Origin of the sequence: Candidatus Desulfosporosinus nitrosoreducens (assembly GCF_030954495.1) — a bacterium.
Lineage (GTDB): Bacteria > Bacillota > Desulfitobacteriia > Desulfitobacteriales > Desulfitobacteriaceae > Desulfosporosinus > Desulfosporosinus nitrosoreducens.
Window position 1 is genome coordinate 1 of sequence record NZ_JAVHUW010000022.1, and the last position, 16,384, is coordinate 16,384.

Here is a 16,384-nt window from a genome sequence, read left to right on the forward strand (position 1 = left end):
CGGTGAGCTCCATCACCCTTAAATTCACTAGTATCTGATTTCATTCTACCGTTTAACGCCCATGATTTCAAGGTGGTTCATGTCCAAAATCCCGACTTTTATTTTTAAAGCATGCAGAGGTTCGGAACTTCATGGTAGTAGAATTTATCCGCTGACTAATCCGCTCTAAGACTCCCGCTTCGGCAAGCGGTGAGTTAAGAGCGGATTAGTCAGCGGATAAGGGCGGCTAAGATTCAGATGGGGTTAAAACTCCACCTGAATCAAGTCTTCTTTATAGGCAAAAGAAGAACGATTCTTGATTCGTCAACGGACAAATCAAGAATCGTTCTTTTCTTCTTAGTCTTTAATTTCTTTATATTTTTGCCAATAACCCGATTCCGTGAGGACTTCACCGCCTATGCCCATATTGCTGTACTCATGTTCATCGAGTGTTACGGTAAACGCTGCCATCGGAATTCCCAGAGCCTGAGAAGCTGCTTGACTCATTCCATGAATCAAACTTCTCTTTTGATCCATACTTAACTTCGGTCCATCAAAATTAATCATTGGCATTTTAGAGTCACCTCCGCAAAAATCTTTTCTCACTCTCCTAAAATTCCCGAATACGTCCTAAAACATGTAAACCCATTCATGAACTTTCAAATTTTGTCCACACTAACAAACAAGATGAAGGAAAACTTTTTACCGTGTCGAATAGCTTAGATGACAGGATGCCAAAATTGATCATGTTAAATTAAAGGCTCTGGGGTCTGATCTTAAAGGAGTTCTCTCTGGTCTTTTTTATACTCTTCATTTTGAACAAGGAGTAGGATAACAATGTGCGAAGCAAACGCCTATCTCAGAGATGGAGAAAAAGACGTGTTGTTTATGGAGTCTGTTGATACCATCGAGCCCTATGAGAATGGTTTAAAACTCGTGGACATTTTTGGAAAACAACAATTCATCAAGGCTCGGATTAAAGAAATGACCTTGCTCAATCACCGTATACTTTTGGAGAAAATTTCAAATATCTGAGTGAAAGGAGATCATTATGGACCTCAGCTATCAAGCCATAGGAACTATTCACACCCCTTATTTCTCCTTTAATGCTCCCCATCAACCAATTCCGGATGCGCCGGGAGATTTCTGGATTACCCTTAACCCCGAGTATGCCGCAGGGTTGAAATTTCTGGATAAATTCAACTACATATACGTCCTTTATCACCTCGATCAAATATCTCCTCCTCTTGAGTTACTGACTCACTCTCCTTGGGCCCCTGAACTTGAAATCGGGCTTTTTGCCAGCCGCTCACCTAAAAGGCCCAACCCAATCGGCTTAAGTATTGTGAAAATTAAGGAAATCCAAGGCAACGAGATCATTATTTCGGGCATCGACGCCTACAATGGTACTCCTTTACTGGACATTAAACCCTATATCCATTTCCGGGACAGTCTCGAAGACTCCAATAACGGCTGGTTTGATACCCTTCCCGACAAAGAGCATATTATGGCCCATGCCCTTGGACGTCCCCACGAGCATAGCCATGAACATCAACATGGTCTTGGGCATGAACATGGACACGAACATAGACATGGGCATATTGACGAAGATACTCATAGTCATCAGCACTCACATGAACATCCGCACTCCGACGACTATCATAACCACAGCAACCAGCATAAGGATTGAACTTATAGCCGAATGGAGTGAGCAAATGCTTAATGCGATTCTTTTATTTCTGTTGGCGGGCCTGGCCGAAATCGGGGGAGGGTATTTAATTTGGCTTTCTTTGAGGGAAGGACGTCCATTTTGGTATGGAATAATAGGAGGTGTAATTCTGATCCTCTATGGAATTATTCCGACCCTACAGAAGTTCCCGAATTTCGGTAGGGTTTATTCCGCCTATGGAGGGGTATTTATCGTTCTGGCGGTTTTGTGGGGATGGGGAATCGATAAAAAAATGCCGGACCTCTACGATTGGATAGGATCTGCGGTTTGCCTTGCGGGGGTGTCTATTATGTTATGGGCACCGCGGCAATAATCTCCGTAAACACAAGAACCGTCCAATAATTCACCTTAGCAAACGCGGGAAAATAGCATATGATTAAAGCGCGGTACCATTTGGACCTCAGTTCTTATTTAATCTAAATGCCAATATTATGGGTTGAGTTAGGCATTGCTAATTCTGAGGGAGGTATTCTGAATGTTAGGTGAAGCAAAGTTACTTAAAGTTTATTTTGGTGAAAAGGATCAGTATCAAAACGAGCCTCTCCATCAATATTTAGTTCACTGGCTCAAAGAAAAAGGGATTGGCGGCGTAACTGTCAACCGGGGTATCGAAGGCTATGGTCAAGACAAACTTCTCCGTATTGCCCGTTTGTTTCAGTTATCCTCCGACTTGCCGATAATCCTGGAAATCGTGGATGTGGCGGAAAACATCGACCCTTTGATCCCGGAGATTTGTGCCCTCGTACCAAAAGGTTTGGTTTTTGCCGAAGATATACAGGTTTATAAGCATGGAAAAACGCCGGCATAGCTTAAGCATAAACAACTGCATTATTCCGAAGTCCACCGCTAATGTGAACAAAACCGCAAAGAAAAGCCTTTGCGGTTTTGTTCACATTAGCGGTAATTTTGAAAACACCAGTTCACTTGTTCAATATTCCCTAAGTCTCTCCTCTATGTAGTTTTTAAGATAGCTATAAACTTTCCGAATATCTCCTTTCAACTCCAGTTTGCTAATCGTTTGCTCCATAAATCTCAGCTTTACAATTTTCTCCAGAGTTAAGTCGTAGTTAACGTCTAAAACCCAGGACATTCTCATTAGTTTGAAATCGCTCGACGTTCTTAACATCGTAAAAGGAACAACCTTTCCAGCAAGGATTACCTCAGCAACCTCCCGTGAACATTCGGCCTTATCAGGAACACCTTCCGCAGTCTCATTGGCTAGCTGCTCAAATATGTCCAGTTTGTCCGCATCCCGAATTAATTTGCAAAACATCAGACAATCGCCGGATATTTCCTGCGGCAATGCGTATTTATTGTGATACTTGATTGCGGACTCAATTATGTTCTTTTCTACGTCCACTAATCCATCCAAAATCCGATTGTCCGCCAAAACCTGAAGGCCTAACTCGGCGTGATCTTCAGAAATGTCATCTCTATAAGTGCCATAGCGCGTAAATTGCTCAAAGCGGCCAACATCATGAAGCAACCCGATAGCCTCAGCAATTCGGGTGTTATTGGCATTCAAATTGAGAAAAGCCGCAAGGTCCAAACTATTATCCCAAACCCGATAAGTATGGTCAATCTTGAACTGAATATTAGTATCCACTTGGGTGTCTCCGGACAGAAAGCTCCTTGAATAATCCTCCAGCCAAGTATCAAGATAATCAATCTGGGACAGATTCATACTTTTACCTCCCTATATCAATTTAATTTTTCTTAGTTTTTCTCCTCTAACATATGATGAGCAGCGAGCTGTTTATGGGCAAGAAATTCAGCGACCGTTTCGCTACTACCCAATTTAAGACCTGCGAGCCGCCACTCCCGAAACGTATGCCAAAAATCAAGTTCTGAAAGGACACGGGAACAGCGCTCTGATTCAGAATCATAAGGCCAATAGACGTCAACCCATAATACCCCTTTGCGATTTAAGACCAATAAAAAATGATTAAGTTCCGGGATCGGAGAATCTAAAAGTTTAAAAAGGATGTGCGAGCGCCCGTTGGGAAAATCGGTTCGAAGATAAATGGAATGCATACTCTTCAACTCCTCCCACAATTAGACACGACCGGCAACCCATATGGTAAATAGTTAATTGTCTACTGCAAGTATTTTAGCTTCGGAAGGATTCCTCGCTCAGAACATCACCCCTCTTGTCTCAGTTTTCCTTTGCCATTTTAGACATCAAAAAGCTCCTACCTGCCTTCTAGGCAAAGGTAGGAGCCATCAGCCATCCGGTACAGCACAAAGCCTCCTTCAAGCATATAAGCGAGCCCCATCGCGGAGTCAGAAAACTCTATTTTTTACATTATATCACCAAGCGGAAGAGAATCCAATGATCATTCTCCAAATGATCTTTGAGACTTAAATGTTTAAACAACTGCCTGTTCTTTAACTCTGATTGAGGCCAAGCACTTTTTCCTTTATCCCGCTTTACCCACGTTCCAACAGTCCGGCTGCCAAATCAATGACCGCCTGTTCCTTAACTCTAAAATGCATTTTTTTGCCGGTAGCCGTGTATGGCAATTCTTCAACAAAACAATAATAGCGCGGGCGTTTGTATTTGGCCAGCATTGGATGAGTATTGCAAAAATCGGTAAGCTCCCTGGCAAGCAAACTAGGGTCGGCTTTGACAATATAGGCGACTACAGCCTCTCCCCGCAATTCATCGGGAACGCCGACCACAATTGATTCTTTGACTTTTGGATGCTCATTCAAAATTTCCTCAACTTGAACCGGATGGATATTTTCACCTGAAGAAATAATCATATCGTCTTTGCGCCCGACAACCGTGACAAACTCATTCTCATCCCAGGTGCCTAAGTCACCTATATAAATCCAACCTTTATAAAAGACCCTCTCACTCTCATTGGAATTTCTGTGATAAGCGTAGGTCGTTTTACCCGGAGCCTTGACTATTATCTCCCCTGTCTCTTGCCCATCCTTGGCTACATGCTCCCATGGTTCGGCCCGGTGATCAGGAAAAATTCTAACTACGGCCACATCGTCATCGGTGCAGGCTCTGCCCGCTGTGCCTGCCATAACGGGCAAATCATAAGGTCTCAAAAAAGTGTTCCAAAAAGCTTCTGAAGTTCCATACCCGTTAAAAATATTGGGTGTAAGGGATTGCTGAAACTTTGTACAAGCTTCCTTTTCCAGAGGGGCACCCATAGTGACAATCCCTTTTAAATGAGTTAAATCAACAGGTCTTTTAACTTGTTGATCGTGCAACATCTTCAGCATCGGTGGAGCGCCAATCAAGAAAGTGACTCGGTATTTCCCCGTCAATTCCAGGCAAAGTTTAGGATTGAACTGGCGTAAAATTATGATTTGGCCCCCCACATAAAGGGTGGGAACAGGGCCGCCGGAATGAATACCACCTCGGTGAAACCAGGGACTCATATTCATCGTTATATCCTGCGGTGAAAGAGGAAAATGCATAGCTACATCATGGGCCGACAACACTTCATTAATATTATTCAAGGGTACCCCTTTCGGTTTACCTGTCGTCCCTGAGGTGTAAAGTCTGGTAACCTCCGCATAAACATGCGGCAAATTCCCTGTTTGCGGTTCATCTTCCGGCTGAGCCCGAACATAATCCCGATAGAGTATATGGCCGGGAGGAGCTGTCTCTTTCCCCGAGATATCAACCATGACAATCCGCTCCGGCTTATGGTTAGCCATCGTCAAAGCTTGAAGTACAGTTTGCTTGATATCGGCATCATACACAAAAACCCGCGGCTTGCTGTCATCAATTATAAATGCTGTTTCTCCCGGAGCAAGACGAAAATTAATAGGACAGTTAATCGCTCCGAGTTTTTGAGGAGCTAAATAACAAAAAACAAATTCCGCCGAGTTTAAGAGTTGATACATAACCAAGTCCATTGGACCCACTCCATCAGCTTTCAGAGCCTGTGCCAAACGGTTAGCCTCGCGATTCAAATCTGAATAAGTCCACGTTTGTTCACGCAAAGGACAGGTAAGGGCGGCCTTTGGGGCAAAGCGATGCACATTACGCAAAAAACCATGCAAATAAGTAAATTCATGTTCGAACGTTTCTCTAAACATAGTGATATCATAACTATAAGCAGTTTGGTCCATTCCTTCCAACGCCCGGTTTCCGATCTTACGCCTTAAAAGCCACAGGCCCATTAAAGACGTCTGTTTTGCCCGGTTCGGAACCAGGCTTCACTTCCTTTCTTTTTATTTTTATCTCGGGGAATAAAGAAGACTTGATTCAGGTAGAGTTTTAACCCCATCTGAATCTTAGTCGCCCTTATCCAGGGACTTAGCCGCTCTTAACCCACCGCTTGCCGAAGCGGGAGTCTTAGAGCGGATTAGTCAGCGGCTAAAATTCGAATTTAGAATATAGGGCTATTTTCTTAGACATTGTGCTTTCACTTATTAAATTTTCCCAGGATCAAACAGGCGTTTTGACCTCCGAAGCCAAAAGAATTGGAAAGAGCAATGTCAACCGCCACATGACGCGCCACATTTGGCACGTAATCCAAGTCACATTCCGGATCGGGTTGTTCATAGTTTAGGGTTGGCGGTATGACATTTTCTTGCATCGCCTTTATGCAGACAATCATCTCAGTAATTCCGCCTGCACCCATCAGGTGCCCGGTTGCTCCTTTCGTAGAACTAACGGGAATTCGGCCGGACTTGGAACCGAAAACAGCTTTGATAGCTTTTGTTTCGGTTGCATCGCCGGCTTTTGTCGATGTACCGTGGGCATTGATATAACCAACTTGAGCCGGTTCTATACCAGCTTTGTCTAAAGCTCTCTTCATGCAGGTGATTTCACCCAGCCCTTCCGGTTCGGGCAAAGTGACATGATACCCTTCGGTCAGCGAAGCATAAGCGAGTAGCTCTGCTTCGATCTTAGCCCCCCGAGCTTTGGCGTGGTCTAAGCTTTCCACGAGCACTGCCCCAGCGCCCTCTCCCATTACGAATCCATCTCTTTGAGCATCAAAAGGCCGGCTGGCCTTCTCGGGATACTCATTTTGTCTGGATAAAGCCCGAGCGGCCGCCAACCCGGCGGTCATGAGCGGACACAGGATTGATTCGGCTCCAACCGCCAGCACGGCATCTGCCTCACCGGAGCGCACAAGCATCGCCGCCAGGCCCACCGCATCGGCACCGGAAGAGCAAGCAGTGTTTATCGTTAAACTCGGCCCTCTCAATCCATAAGCTATGGCAATGCGGGCCGCGGCTACATTAGCCAGCATTTTAGGGACAAAATGAGGACTGAGCCGGTTCGAGCCTCTGTCAAGCAACTCTTTTTCCGTTTCAGCAACCGTAGTAATTCCCCCCACAGCAGTTCCTAGGACAAGACCCAAACGTCCCGGCGCTAAACAGGATTTTGGGCCCTCTCTCTCACCGATGATACCCGTCAAAGCCTCGCAAGCCGCCGCATAAGCATACTGCATGAAGATATCCGTTTCTTTAACCAATTTCTTGGGTAAAAAGGCAGTTGCCTCAAACCCTTTGACTTCAGCGGCAATCTTTACAGCCAAATTATTAGTTGCAAAGCGGGTGATAAGACCCACTCCGCTCCGGCCTGCTATCAAATTAGCCCAATATTCAGTTACACCAATCCCCAGCGGAGTGACCGCTCCCATGCCAGTGATAACCACACGAGACCTGTACATATCAAGGCTTCATTCCTTTCGCTGTGCTTAAAGCAGTAACCTTATATTGCTGCGCTTAACATCATATGTAGTTCTTTCCAGAACTCAGGATAACGTTTGTTCAGATCAAAAGGTCTGCCATCGCCACTGTCAACAAAGGCATGCTCTGTGCTGCCATCCGCTGCTATAGACCCATCCGCTTTACGCACGACATATAAAAAGGTAGCCCTTGTCCTAGTCAAATTGGCTAAAGTAGTCTCCAGTACCACCTCTTCATCCGGCTTCAACATGCGTTTATATTGGCATTGAGCTTTGAGGCCAACTACAGCAATACCTCGATCATGAAATGACCGCATATACGGAAAGCCATACTTTTTGAGCAAATGCAAACGTCCATTCGTGAACCAATCAAAATACCGGGCATAATAACTGATCCCCGCCGCATCGCAATCGCCCCATGTAATAACCATCGGCAAAAAACTCAAAGGTTTATCTGTATTACCTCTTGTCAAATTCTGCTCCTCCAATCCGTTCAAATATTTACTTTTGGACATCAAAAAGACCCCTACCTGCCTTCTAGACAAAGGTAGGAGCCATCAGCCATCCAGTACAGCAAAAAGCCTACTTCAAGCAAATAAGCGAGCCCCATCGCGTGATCATATCATCTATTTGTTATATTATACCACTAAACAAATGCTAATCCAATAATTATTTTTCCGGCTATCCCTCATCCCTATATTCCAGATCAACCGAATGTTATCCTTTGAAAATCCGTCAAAGAAATTAAAAACATACTCCAAACTCATAGTTATCCGATTGCACTTTCTTACTTAGTTTGGGCATCCTGTTGCCTTTTATTTATAATTAAATTTCTTTTTAATCCCCTGTACCTTGGTTGACACTAATCTAATAGCTTTCTATAATGTAATTGTAATTGAATAATCAGACGATGGGGTTCGTCAATTCGTAGTTTAGTTGTACCTAGTTTAAATGCCTCTGGCTAATAACTCCTACCACTTGTGGTAGGGGTTTGCTTTTTAGTCAATCAGAGGCCCTCTGCCTAAACAATGCAGAGGGCCTCTTTTTCAATCGCCCTATTTCTCCATTCGGCTTTCCACATTTTAAAGTGACTGAAGGAGGTTGATGACAATGGTTACATCCCTGAGCCAGGCTATAGTTTTACAGATATTGCAACTCCTGTTCGTCTTACTGGTGGCACCTTTAATTAAAGGGATTCTCAACCGTTGGAAAGAGTTTGTGCAAGGTAAAAAGGGGCCTAGTGTCCTGCAGATTTATCGAGATCTCTGGAAACTTCGGCATAAAGAAAGATTAATCCCGAAAAGCGCCGGATGGACTTACCGTATAGCGCCCTACATATACTTTGCCGCACCACTGATCGTCGCTATGCTCATTCCCGTATTGACAGCCTTTCCCCTCTATATGGCTTTTGCCGGCGACATGCTGGCGGGCGGATTTATCTTTGGCCTGGGCGGCTATTTTCTCCTCCTGGGTGCTACCTCCGGTGGCAGCCCTTATGCGGGAGTAGGAACTACCCGGGCCCGTTTTGTTTCTTTAAACGTTGAGCCGGTGCTTCTTCTCATCCTGCTCTGTGTCAGCCTGACGGCCCATTCTACCATCCCCTATACAGTCAATAAAATAATGGCGGGAATTTTCTTTTCTCCTATTCACCTTCTCCTGGTCGCCGCTTTTTTCTGCGTGTTCCTGGCTGAAAACGGCCGCATACCGGTCGACAATCCATCTTCCCACCAGGAATTTTCCATGATTGACGCCAACCGGGTCTATGATTACAGCGGACCGGATCTGGCCCTGATCGAGTGGGGAGGCGCCATGAAATTCGTGGTGTTGGGAGTTATTTTTATGAATGTGATCATTGGACCCTGGGGGCTTGCTTCCCAAGCTCATCCCTTTGACCTCGCCTGGGCCATAATCAGTCTCTTTCTCAAATTTCTGGCCTTGGATGCCCTCATTGTCTGGATCGAGTCTTCTATCGGGAAACTACGTCTGCTGCGCATCTCTGAATTTCTCGGAGCAGCGGGGGGAATGGCTCTCCTGGCAGTCATACTTCGGATTGTTACGGAGTAATTAAATATTCTCAGAGGAGGTGTAGAGAATGGAACTGTTAACCCTTTGGACTATTGTAATTTTGCTCTTAACGACCATTTGGATCGGCATGGCGCGGGAAACGCGCTTAGCATCAGGGGGATATATCCTGCAGATGTTATTTATCTTAATCCTTTATGCCCGAAACATTGAGGGATTGAGAGATCCTCTTCTTTGGCTTAGCTGGGCGGGGATGGCTATTATACGCCTGATCGGCGTACCTTTGATTATCCGCCATTACCTTCCCACTCTCTGGTGGAAAGAACGGGTGATGCAAGATCTGCTTAATCCTCAAGGAGCCGCCTTCCTCTTCGGTATCCTGGCCGCCACCGGTTTTTTCACCGGCAGCTTTGCCCTCTCCAGCCCTCTAGCTGGGGGAGTCCTGGGGATGCTCCTGGTCGGCTTGGCCATTGTGCTCTTAAAACATGACCCCAGTAAACAGATTTTCGGTCTGCTTACCGCCGATAATTCAGTCGATCTAATCTTAATTAATCTTTTAGACAAAACGACTTTAGACGCTGAATTAGCCATCTATACTTCCGTTTTCCTGGCCGTCTTTTGTTTGGTCCTCTTGGCCCGCATTCTGCACTACCGCAGTGATCTGCGCTCTACACGCGAATTATCACAACTAAGGGGGTAACAAGCATGTTCGACACAGTTCTTATCGCCCTTGGCATAATCGGGATTTTGCTCATGTTTCTGCCCTGGCCTAAATTTCGTGCTTTTGTTTCAGTTCTGATAACCCTGGCAGCCGCCCTATTCAGCTTAGTTTATTTCATTTGCTTTCCGGCAGCCGCCAGACCTCTTTCTCTGCCGGGAGCCCCGGCGGGAACAGATTATCTGCTTCTTATCACCCTGACCATCGTGCTTATCGTCGGCTGTACTGCCAGCCTTTATTCTTCAGGCTACCTCAAATTCTCCTCCCGGGAACATCCCTTTAGCCCCAGCCAGCACAGGCGTTATTATGTTCTGCTCATGACTTTCTACGCCGCCCTGCTTTGGGCTCCCTTAACCCTTAACCTGCTTTGGCTCTGGGTTTTAGTTGAAGGGACGGCTTTGGCCACTGTCTTTCTGATCGATTTTCAACAAACCAGGCAGACCCTGGAGGCCTCTTGGAAGTACATGGTTATGATGGAGATCGGTGGGGTAACCGCACTCCTGGGAACTCTGTTCATCCTGGCCGGGGAGCCCTCCGGCTTTACGGCAGTTACCTGGCCCCAGCTTCTTCAACACGCCGCGGCCATTCCGGAACGGTGGCTGAAAATCGGGTTTGTCCTCCTGACCGTCGGATACGGACTTAAGGCCGGTTTGGTTCCTCTCCACACCTGGCTCCCGGACGCGCACAGTCAAGCCCCATCCCCGATCAGCGCCATGCTGTCCGGAATTAAGATCAACGTAGCGCTCTATGCTCTTCTGCGTTACGCCGATATCATGTACGCCGCCGGGCTGGGCGACTTCGCCAACACTCTGCTCAGAAGCATAGGCCTCCTAACGGTGATTGTCGCGGTAGCTATGACTACGGTGCAACGGGACTACAAGCGCCTCTTCGCTTATTCCAGTACGGAAAATATGGGGCTAATCCTCCTGGGCTATACTTTAGGGCCCATCGGAATGATGGGGGCTTTTCTGCAAATGCTTAACCATGCCTTGATCAAGCCCGGCCTTTTCTACTTGTCCGGCAACTTGATGCTTACCCACGGAAGCACAGACATCGGCCAGGTCAAAGGGGCAGTATTCAGCTCGCCCTGGACGGGCCGGCTCCTTTTGCTCTTAATGCTGGCCATCGCCGGCGCCCCTCCCTTTGGCCTGTTTATCAGTGAATTTCTGATCTTGCTGGCCGCTTTTCATGGGGGCCTTTTCTGGCTGGGTATAATTCTCACCGCTTTTCTTGCTCTTCTTTTCGCTAACTTTTTGCGTTACGCCTTAGAAATGGTCTTTGGCCGGCCTTCTGCCCCGACAGAGGGGGAACAGGTTAAAGGAGAATTGGGAAGCTGGCAAACTATCCTGCCGCCGCTGGCACACCTATTCGCTTCCCTGACCATGGGCGTAGCTCTGCCGGCCGTCTGGCAGGCGTTGATACATTAACTTTGATGGAGGTGTAGCAATGGCAACCCGAGCACCCTTAGCGGACCACAAAGTTTTGGAAACACCGCATAGTCTAACCCTTCTGTCCGAAAAGCTGCACCGGTTTTTCACCTTGCCAGCGGGAGATTCTTTGGAAATTCTCCATTATGTTCTCCTGCCTGGAATTAAGGGAAGAGAAGAGTCTCAAATTGTCGCCGTAACCGGAAGCCCCGGAATGCCCTTTTCCTGGCTGATCAGTGCTTTACCCCAGGGACAAAGTCTCCCCTCTCTGGCCCCAACCCGACCTGTCTTTCTTTGGCCGGAAAGAGAAATGCACGACCGCAGCGGCTTACCCATTAAAGACCACCCGGATCTGCGGCCCCTGCTTTTCCCGGAAAAAGTCTCCCTCAAAGGGATAGCCCATGGCTCCGGCAGTTTTCATCTTCCCCTGGGTCCTGTCCGCGGGGATGTCGGAGAATCCCTCCATTACCTCTTCGACCTGATTGGCGAACAGATCATGTTCCTGGAAAGCCAGCTTTTTTATAAACACCGCGATTTAGAAAGCTTGGCCGTGAACAGGACACCGGAGGAAGCTCTTGTTTTGGCCGAACGTGTCGCGGGAGTTTCCAGCGTTGCCCATGCCAGCGCTTTCGTCCGGGCCGTAGAACAGGCCGCCGGACGGACAGTTTCCTTGAGAGTGGAATATGAGCGCCTTCTTCTGGGGGAAATGGAGCGTTTATATAATCATGCCCGCGACCTGGCCCTACTGGCCGGCTCAACCGGAATGACCGTCGGGCAGGCCCAGCTTGCCCGGGTTCAAGAGGAACTGCTCCGCTTCAACGGGGATTTAACCGGTTCCCGTTATTTACGGGGAACTGTGAAATTAGGGCAAAGCAGTTCTATCCCCTGGCCCTCTTTAATACCGGGAATTCAGGCGCGCCTGGAACCTATAGCTCAGCGACTGAAAAAATTCACGTCACTCTTGGCAAAAACGCCCACGTTTACAGACCGTCTAAAAACCACCGGAAGAGTAGAATACGCTTGGATACAGGCTTACGATCTCGTTGGGCCTGTAGCCAGGGCTGCCGGCCTGGCCCGCGATGTCCGGCAGGATCACTTCCCTGCCTTGCTTGATCTGGGACCTTGGCAGATCGCCGTTATAACCGAAGAACCCGGTGACGCCTTTGCCCGCTTCCTGGTCCGCGTGCGTGAATGGCATCAGTCTTATGCCTTGCTCTGCTATGGTCTGTTCAAATTGGCCGACCCTAACTGGGGGCAGGAACCTGTCCTCTGGCCAAGTGGAACATCCCCTTCCGGCTGGGGAATAGGGTTGTCAGAATCACCGCGGGGACGCACCAGCCACCTCATCCGTCTGCAGGATAACGGCCGGATCGCCTTTTGGCACATCCATTCCGCATCAGCCTGCAACTGGCCGGTCTTCGGTTTGGCCACATCCAATGGCAACATTCAAACCGACTTTCCGATCATTGAAGCCAGCTTTTCTCTTAATGCAGCCAGTTGTGACCGCTGAAACGAAAGGGGGAACAAGATCATGTTAGCTGAATGGTTATATCAAGGATTGGCAAGCGGCAGAACCACGACCTCCTATCCTCGGAAACGGGAAGAATTGGAGCTCAAGCATAAAAACTGGTTCCGTCTGCCTGCCGTCTCCAAGAACTGCAGCGGTTGTCAAGCCTGTTTGGGCATCTGCCCTACACAGGCTTTGCAGCTCCGGAAACTTGAAGACTCTTTCCGTTTAGAAATCTCTGCGGAAAACTGTCTGGCCTGTAATCTCTGCCTTGAGGTTTGTCCCGAAGGAGCACTTTCAGCCGGTGACTTGGATAAGGCCATGCCGGTAATCTTCCCTCAAGAGCCGACCGAAATAAGGACGGCTGCTATAAATGACAACGAATCTACCTCTCCTAATAAGACGGCATCTTTACCCGAACGTACAGTTCCTTTCGATGTTCAGGAAAAATCAATAGCCAGGACCCTTAAAAGGGTATTCCGTCGTTCCCTGCACATCCGCCACATCGACACTGGTTCCTGCAATGCCTGTGAGACGGAAATTCTCGCCCTTAGCAACCCTTACTACAACTTGCACCGCTTAGGCTTCTTTTTCACAGCCTCCCCCCGCCACGCCGACGTTTTATTAGTCACCGGGGCGCTTACCCTAGCCATGCGGGATATACTCCTGGAAACCTACGCAGCTATGCCCAAGCCTCGGTTTGTGATCGCCTGCGGCGCTTGCGCCCTGAGCGGCGGAGCCTTTGCCGCCAGTTCCCGGAGGACCGCTTCAGTAGCTGATTTGCTGCCTGTCGATGTAAAGATACCCGGCTGCCCGCCTAACCCTTACGCCCTCCTCAAGGCACTGAATCTGGCAACCGATAAGCTGGAAGGAGGTGAAGCCCGATGACAAATCCAGCCAATTTGTTTTGGGATATTGCCGTAGCCTTTCTCCTCGTCGGAATCTTAACCTTTATTTTAGGGAAAAGAAAAAACTGCATAACTTTAATTGGCTGGCTTCTTCTTGCCTTGCTCTGCCTCCTGAATACCTTGCTGGCCGGCAGTACGCTTCTCTCAGGAAACACTCTCTTTCTAGGCCAATTCAGCGGAATCTGGCCCTTGGGCGCCTGGCCCTGGCAGCTTGACGCCTTAAGCAGCCTGTTTCTCCTCTTGCTCAGCCTACTTGGCTTCTGGGTCTGTCTTTACAGCGCCGGTTCTACCCCTCTCGGGAGAACGGGTACAGGTCCTTCTGCCGTAGCCATGGTAAGCCTGCAGTTCTTTTTTACCCAGACCCTGCTCACGGCCCAGAATGGCCTCTCCCTGCTCATTGCTTGGGAAGGCATGTCTCTGACCGCCTTTGCCTACATTTTAGCGGACCACACGCGCCGTAATGTCCGCCGCGCTGCCTACATGACGATTGTTATCAGCGAACTGGGGTTCCTGGCCCTGGTGGTGGCCCTGCTCCTGCCCAGTCACAGCCACCTGGCCCTCGATTTTCCCACAATCCGTCAAGCCTTGCAGGACAATAGTCCGGTTATCCGCCTGACTTTTTTCTGGCTCTGCTTCCTGGGATTTGGAGTGAAAAGCGGAGTCCTCCCCGTTCAGCTCTGGCTGCCCAGGGCTTATACCGTAGTACCTGGTAATTTAGGCGCCCTCCTGGCCGGCGGCCTGGTCAATTTAGGACTTTTCGGCATCTTGCGCGTTTACTTTTCTCTGTTGGGCGGCTTAGGGGACGGATCAGCTTTCCTTCTCGTCCTCCTGGGCGCCCTTGGCACCTTTCTCGGCGCCCTCTATGCCGTCATTGTCCGGGATTTGCGCCGTGTTCTCGGCTATAGCAGCATTGAAAATATTGGTTTAATGATTCTCTCTTTTGGTTTGGCAGTACTTTTCTTTAATCACGGCGAACCTGCCTATGCCGGCCTGTCTTTGCTGGCTCTTTTTCTCCAGATGATTTCCCATACTCTAGCCAAAGGGCTGGCCTTCCTGGACAGCGGCGAGGTTCAGGCCTTAACCGGAAGAAGCAATCTGGACATTCTGGGCGGACTTCACCGGACGCTGCCTGTCGTTTCCGTAACGTTTCTCATCGCTTCCCTCTCCTTGGCGGCAGTTGCTCCTTTTACCGGCTTTGCGGCAGAGTGGCTCAACCTGCAGAGCCTGCTCCAGGTCTATCACGGGTTACCCCAAGCCGGCCAGATCCTGGCGGCCATTACTCTTATTCTTCTCGGACTCGGCGCCGCGCTGGCCTTTACCGCTTTCCTCCGCCTCTACCTTTACATCTTCGCCGGACGCCCGCACTGGCGCAAATCAGAAACCGGAAATCAGAATTTAGAAGCCGAAGTGAGCGGGGAACATCAGATCCTAAAAAGCTTAAGCAAATTAAGCTTAATCGGCCTGGCCGGGATAAGTGTTTTAGCCGGTTTCTTCCCTACAGCCGTTCTCAATTTCCTCAGCCCATTAATCTCCCAGCTTTCTCCTTCATTGCACGTGATAGGGGATATCGTCCCTCCTGTTTTCCGACAATTCACCCCCGGCGACCTCTTGCCTAAATTAGGCGGACGCCTCTTGGCCTGGCTTCCACTCCCTGGAGCCGTTGTCCAGCCGCCCAGCGGCGTGGCCAGCATCGCTCCCACTTACGTACTTTTCTGGTTCCTCATCTTTGCCGTTTTTGCTTTTCTTCTTTTCCACGCCGGCTCCCGGCCTTATAAAACACGTACTGTCAACACCTGGACCGGAGGATTGACAAATTACGGGCCGGCCAGTCAATATTCCGCCACGGCTTACGCCAACCCCTACCGCATGCTTCTGGGACGGATTGGTAATTTTAAGGTTACCCGTAACCTACACCGGGGCACATCTCAAGCCCCCCTGGAGATAGGTGTACAGGCGGATATGCTCCAAATCTTGAGCGCCCGTCCTTATGAAAAAGTCTTCCGGAGCTTGCGCCGCCGTATCCATCCCTTAGCCAAGATTCAGCACGGCTTTCTCTCCGGTTATGTGGCCTATATCCTCATTTTCCTTATCTTAGTTCTCTTCTGGGCTGCTTACAGTCGTTAAAAATTCCAACTCAAATTAAAAATAAATAATTCTTACAATTTATGTAAAACACACTGTAAGAATTATTCTAGTCACCCAATGTTGTGCTTGGAACATAAGTTATCTGTTTTAAGTCATTAATACGTTGCTCAGACTTTAATTTTACTAACCAGAAGAGCTAAGCCTTCTTCCAGTCTGGCCAAAACATCGGCTGATTGGCTCACAGATACCATCGCCGCCGCTTGTTCCTCCGAAGCCGCCGAAACCTCCTCTGAGCCCTCAGCATTTTGTTGGGCTATAAGGCCGATGCCCTCCACGGATT

At 48.4% G+C, this 16,384-nt stretch carries 16 protein-coding genes; 10 read left to right on the top strand and 6 right to left on the bottom strand.

All coding sequences use genetic code 11. From position 1 onward, the window contains the following. Positions 1–336 precede the first annotated feature (336 nt). Positions 337–552, bottom strand: a complete 216-nt coding sequence (locus REC12_RS01845) for a tautomerase family protein (protein ID WP_308891960.1) — start codon at positions 550–552, stop codon at positions 337–339. A 264-nt stretch (positions 553–816) separates the two neighbouring features. Between REC12_RS01845 and REC12_RS01850 the strand changes: the two genes are divergently transcribed. The 4 genes from REC12_RS01850 to REC12_RS01865 all read left to right on the top strand — a co-directional run bounded on the left by REC12_RS01850 (position 817) and on the right by REC12_RS01865 (position 2,516). Beyond that, positions 817–1,014, top strand: coding sequence for a CooT family nickel-binding protein (locus REC12_RS01850; RefSeq protein WP_308891962.1), 198 nt, complete (start codon positions 817–819; stop codon positions 1,012–1,014). 16 nt (positions 1,015–1,030) lie between these two features. Continuing rightward, a complete protein-coding gene (gene tsaA / locus REC12_RS01855) occupies positions 1,031–1,669 on the top strand; it encodes a tRNA (N6-threonylcarbamoyladenosine(37)-N6)-methyltransferase TrmO (RefSeq protein WP_308891964.1) in 639 nt (212 codons plus the stop codon). Positions 1,670–1,694: 25 nt separating this feature from the next. Next, positions 1,695–2,021, top strand: a complete 327-nt coding sequence (locus tag REC12_RS01860) for a YnfA family protein (protein WP_308891965.1) — start codon at positions 1,695–1,697, stop codon at positions 2,019–2,021. Positions 2,022–2,183: 162 nt separating this feature from the next. After that, entirely contained in the window at positions 2,184–2,516 is a 333-nt protein-coding gene (locus REC12_RS01865) for a DUF190 domain-containing protein (RefSeq protein WP_308891966.1), read from the top strand. A 120-nt stretch (positions 2,517–2,636) separates the two neighbouring features. Here REC12_RS01865 and REC12_RS01870 read toward each other — a convergent pair whose 3' ends face one another. The 5 genes from REC12_RS01870 to REC12_RS01890 form a co-directional block, all read right to left on the bottom strand. Next, positions 2,637–3,392, bottom strand: a complete 756-nt coding sequence (locus tag REC12_RS01870) for an HD domain-containing protein (protein ID WP_308891967.1) — start codon at positions 3,390–3,392, stop codon at positions 2,637–2,639. Positions 3,393–3,424: 32 nt separating this feature from the next. Further along, a complete protein-coding gene (locus tag REC12_RS01875) occupies positions 3,425–3,742 on the bottom strand; it encodes a hypothetical protein (RefSeq protein WP_308891968.1) in 318 nt (105 codons plus the stop codon). A gap of 396 nt (positions 3,743–4,138) precedes the next feature. Beyond that, positions 4,139–5,806, bottom strand: coding sequence for a class I adenylate-forming enzyme family protein (locus tag REC12_RS01880; protein WP_308891969.1), 1,668 nt, complete (start codon positions 5,804–5,806; stop codon positions 4,139–4,141). Positions 5,807–6,102: 296 nt separating this feature from the next. Then, positions 6,103–7,359 (bottom strand): beta-ketoacyl-ACP synthase II, encoded by a 1,257-nt coding sequence (gene fabF, locus REC12_RS01885; protein ID WP_308891970.1) that lies wholly within the window; start codon positions 7,357–7,359, stop codon positions 6,103–6,105. A 41-nt stretch (positions 7,360–7,400) separates the two neighbouring features. Further along, positions 7,401–7,892 carry an acyl-CoA thioesterase gene (locus REC12_RS01890; RefSeq protein WP_308891971.1) on the bottom strand — a complete coding sequence of 164 codons (492 nt, stop codon included), beginning with the start codon at positions 7,890–7,892 and terminating at the stop codon, positions 7,401–7,403. A gap of 595 nt (positions 7,893–8,487) precedes the next feature. Between REC12_RS01890 and REC12_RS01895 the strand changes: the two genes are divergently transcribed. The 6 genes from REC12_RS01895 to REC12_RS01920 are packed head-to-tail and all read left to right on the top strand — an operon-like array spanning position 8,488 to position 16,083. After that, positions 8,488–9,441: a respiratory chain complex I subunit 1 family protein gene (locus REC12_RS01895; RefSeq protein ID WP_308891972.1), complete on the top strand. Its 954-nt coding sequence runs from the start codon at positions 8,488–8,490 to the stop codon at positions 9,439–9,441. A 28-nt stretch (positions 9,442–9,469) separates the two neighbouring features. After that, complete coding sequence (locus REC12_RS01900; protein WP_308891973.1) at positions 9,470–10,099, top strand: hypothetical protein; 630 nt, start codon at positions 9,470–9,472, stop codon at positions 10,097–10,099. A gap of 5 nt (positions 10,100–10,104) precedes the next feature. Continuing rightward, the gene (locus tag REC12_RS01905; RefSeq protein WP_308891974.1) at positions 10,105–11,544 is read left to right on the top strand and encodes a proton-conducting transporter transmembrane domain-containing protein; all 1,440 of its coding nucleotides are present in this window, start codon (positions 10,105–10,107) and stop codon (positions 11,542–11,544) included. A gap of 19 nt (positions 11,545–11,563) precedes the next feature. Next, complete coding sequence (locus tag REC12_RS01910) at positions 11,564–13,054, top strand: hydrogenase large subunit (protein ID WP_308891975.1); 1,491 nt, start codon at positions 11,564–11,566, stop codon at positions 13,052–13,054. Positions 13,055–13,075: 21 nt separating this feature from the next. After that, complete coding sequence (locus REC12_RS01915) at positions 13,076–13,939, top strand: NADH-quinone oxidoreductase subunit B family protein (protein ID WP_308891977.1); 864 nt, start codon at positions 13,076–13,078, stop codon at positions 13,937–13,939. Further along, positions 13,936–16,083, top strand: coding sequence for a proton-conducting transporter transmembrane domain-containing protein (locus REC12_RS01920; RefSeq protein ID WP_308891978.1), 2,148 nt, complete (start codon positions 13,936–13,938; stop codon positions 16,081–16,083). Before REC12_RS01915 ends, REC12_RS01920 begins: the two co-directional genes overlap by 4 nt. The last annotated feature ends 301 nt before the right edge of the window (positions 16,084–16,384 follow it).